We start from the raw sequence: 3,083 nt of genomic DNA, 5'->3' as shown, positions 1-3,083 counted from the left end.
GCGCCGCAATCGGCCACGCACTCGATGCCTTCACCCCCGAGGAATGCGCCAATTACCTGAAAAATTCAGGCTATCGAACTTAATGCCATCACGCTTTAGCGGCGGGAGCAGCAGACAGCTCCATCCGGGCTACGAGCCTCACCTCAGATGTCGACGACCAGCTTGCCCTTGGCGGCGTGATACCGGATCAGAGCGTAGGCATCGCCAACACTTTCCAGCGTGAAGCGCCTTGCATCGACGAGCGGCGCGAGCTTGCCGGCTTCAACCAGGCGCGTCGCTTCCGCCATGATCTCACCGTGATGCGCGCGGCCTTCGCCTGATAGCAGCGGCAGCAGCGTGAACACACCGGAATAGCTGGCGGCGCGGAACGACAGCGGCGCAAGCGCGTGCGTGCCCCAGCCCAGCGCGCTCACCACATGGCCAAAACGGCGCACGGCTTCGAAGGAGGCATCGAGCACCTTGCCGCCGACGGTGTCGTAGACGATGTCGAAGCCGCGGCCGCCGGTATGCTCTGCAACGTAAGCTTCGATCGCAGTGCCGCGGTCGATGAACACAGCGCCAAAGCCTTCGATGGTGGCGCGCTGCGCTGCCGAGCCGGTCGCGAACACGTCTGCTCCGATGGCGCGCGCGATTTGGATCGCGACGTGGCCGACGCCGCCGGCACCGCCATGAATCAAAACCTTCTGGCCGGCCATCAGCGCCGCGCGATCGATCAGGCCTTCCCAGGCCGTGATGAAGATCAGCGGCAGGGCGGCCGCTTCGCGCATGCTGAGATTGGCGGGCTTGGGCGCCAGCAGGTCGGCATCGACCGCGGCGAACTCGGCGAGCGATCCCGGCACGCCGCCGACGCCGCCGGTCATGCCATAGACCTCGTCGCCCGGCTTGAACCGCGTCACGTCGCGCCCGGTCTGCTCGACCACGCCGGCGAGATCGATTCCGAGAATGGCGGGCAGCGGATGGCGCGCATGCGCCGCCGCGCCGGCATGAATCTTGGTGTCGAGCGGATTGACCCCGCTCGCATGCACCCGCACCAGCACCTCGCGCGGCCCGACCTCGGGCGTGGAGACGGTTGAGAGGCGCAGCGGCGCGTTGTGGGTCTCCAGGATCGCAGCCCGCATCGTCGATTGTCTCGTCATGATCGTCTTGCTCCGTTGTTGGCCTCCAATATGCCCATGAATTTTTGCATGGAAATAAACAAGGATGTACGACGATCGTGCATTTCTGTATGAGGTCATTTCGATGGACTGGAGCGATCTGCGCATCTTCCTGGCGATTGCGCGCGAAGGCACGCTCGGAGCTGCCGCGCGCAAGATCGGCCAGACCCAGCCGACGATGGGGCGGCGGCTTCGCGCGCTCGAAACCGCGCTGGGACAAACGCTGTTCCAGCGCACCGCCGATGGTTTTGTGCTGACCGACGAGGGCGCCGCCGTGCTGCGCCACGCCGAGCGGATCGAGGAGGAGGCGCTCGCGCTTCAGCGCCACGCCTCGGGTGCGGAGACGCAGCTCGACTGCATGTTGCGGCTGTCGTCGTCGGACTGGTTCGGCACGGTGATGCTGTCGCCGGTGATCGCCGCCTTCGGCAAGCGCCATCCCAAGGTGATCGTCGAGCTCCTGACCGATGCGCGCCTCTACAGCCTGCCGCGGCGCGAGGCCGATCTCGTCTTCCGCATCAAGCCGTTCAGCGAGCCCGAGGTAATCTCGAGAAAGCTGCTCCACATTCCCTACGCGCTGTATGGCAGGAAGGGCAGCAAGCCGCCGCGCGCCGGCGACGGAAGCGGCGCCCGTGTCGTCACCATGAATGCCGAATTCGCCGACATGCCAGATGCGATCTGGTTGAAGCGCGCGCTGCCGAATGCGGAGATCGCCTCGCGCAGCAACAACCGCCAGGCGCAGGCGGAGCTGTGTGCCTGCGGCGGCGGGTTTGCCGTGCTGCCACGCCCCCTCGGCGACCGCGATCGCCGTCTCGTCGCGCTCGACATCGGCGCAACGCCGCCCGGCCGCGACACGTATGTCGGCTATCACCGCGATCTCCGGCGCCTGGCGCGCCTGCGCACGCTGCTCGATCTGGTGATTGAAAGGTTGGAGGCGCCTTCGTAGCCCGTAGGGTGGGCAAAGGCGCGCACTTCGCGCGCCGTGCCCACCATCTCTCAACAATCGCATCTGGTAAGGGTGGGCACGCTCCGCTTTGCCCACCCTACGCATCCACAATCCCTTGCGTTGCCCGTCGGGCAAAACACGCCAATCGTCGGTCAATGCGTGCCTACAAAAATATTCCACTTTACCGAAATTCGGAATTGACGGATAGTCCGCATCAACCCGGCCCAAGGAAGAGGGGCGTATCGCGATCGTCACGAACGCGGGCCGGGCGGCGGTGGACGTGGGGCACACTGGTGCGAAGGTGATCGCAGGGCGGGAAACCGTGAGCGAGACATGTCGTACGCACGACCGGTGTGATCCACGTACGGCCAAATCGTGTCGTCCTGGCGCCCGGGGTCTGTGCGCCAAGTCTTGTGGTGGTGCGTGTTGCCCAGCCGGGCGGGCGCATCAGCCATCTGCAAGGCGACGGGGGCAATAGTGCATCGCTCCCCGGGGCGAGCACGACATAAGCCGTTCCAACTACTGCGCAGGGAAGGCCGGGATGTCTTGGCTACACCTGTATGCCGCTGTGCAGATTTCTCACCACAATTTCGCACAGTGGACCGCGGGTGCCAGCGGGCTCCCGGTCTTCCCTGCGCCCTCTTTCATTCGAGGATGAGGCGATCAGGCAAAGCTCGGGCGAAATGCGCCGCGAGGATGCTAGCCCATGTCAGTCATTCAACGACGCTCTCGTGCCCCGAACGCAGCGCAGCACGAAGTGATACGCTGCAGAGCCGGGGCCCATGCGTCAGCGTGTTGTGTCATCTGCTGGGTCCCTGTGTCTTGGAAGTCTGTCAGGATGGGGTGGGCGGGAAGCCGTTGGGTCCTTGGCGCTTGACGCCGTGATCTCTCCCGCCCGTTCCATCTATCAACCTGAACAGTTGCACGAGGCTGCGGCAACAGACCTCGCATCACAGGGACAGGCACCGTGATCATACCCCTTCGTT

The 3,083-nt window shown here is 64.9% G+C and carries 2 protein-coding genes; one reads left to right on the top strand and one right to left on the bottom strand.

From position 1 onward, the window contains the following. Positions 1-143 precede the first annotated feature (143 nt). The gene (locus tag CT676_RS43345; protein WP_167768359.1) at positions 144-1,136 is read right to left on the bottom strand and encodes a zinc-dependent alcohol dehydrogenase family protein; all 993 of its coding nucleotides are present in this window, start codon (positions 1,134-1,136) and stop codon (positions 144-146) included. Between the two features lie 103 nt (positions 1,137-1,239). On the opposite strand from CT676_RS43345, the gene CT676_RS43340 reads away from it, so the two are divergent. Next, complete coding sequence (locus tag CT676_RS43340; protein ID WP_135217321.1) at positions 1,240-2,097, top strand: LysR family transcriptional regulator; 858 nt, start codon at positions 1,240-1,242, stop codon at positions 2,095-2,097. The last annotated feature ends 986 nt before the right edge of the window (positions 2,098-3,083 follow it).

The organism is Bradyrhizobium sp. MOS001, from assembly GCF_004634465.1.
GTDB lineage: Bacteria > Pseudomonadota > Alphaproteobacteria > Rhizobiales > Xanthobacteraceae > Bradyrhizobium > Bradyrhizobium barranii.
This window is presented reverse-complemented; position numbering and strand designations above follow the sequence as displayed.

Excerpts from the sequence above, each read along its gene's own strand:
- CT676_RS43345 (WP_167768359.1), bottom strand. The coding sequence starts at position 1,136 with ATGACGAGACAATCGACGATGCGGGCTGCGATCCTGGAGACCCACAAC.
- CT676_RS43340 (WP_135217321.1), top strand. The coding sequence starts at position 1,240 with ATGGACTGGAGCGATCTGCGCATCTTCCTGGCGATTGCGCGCGAAGGC.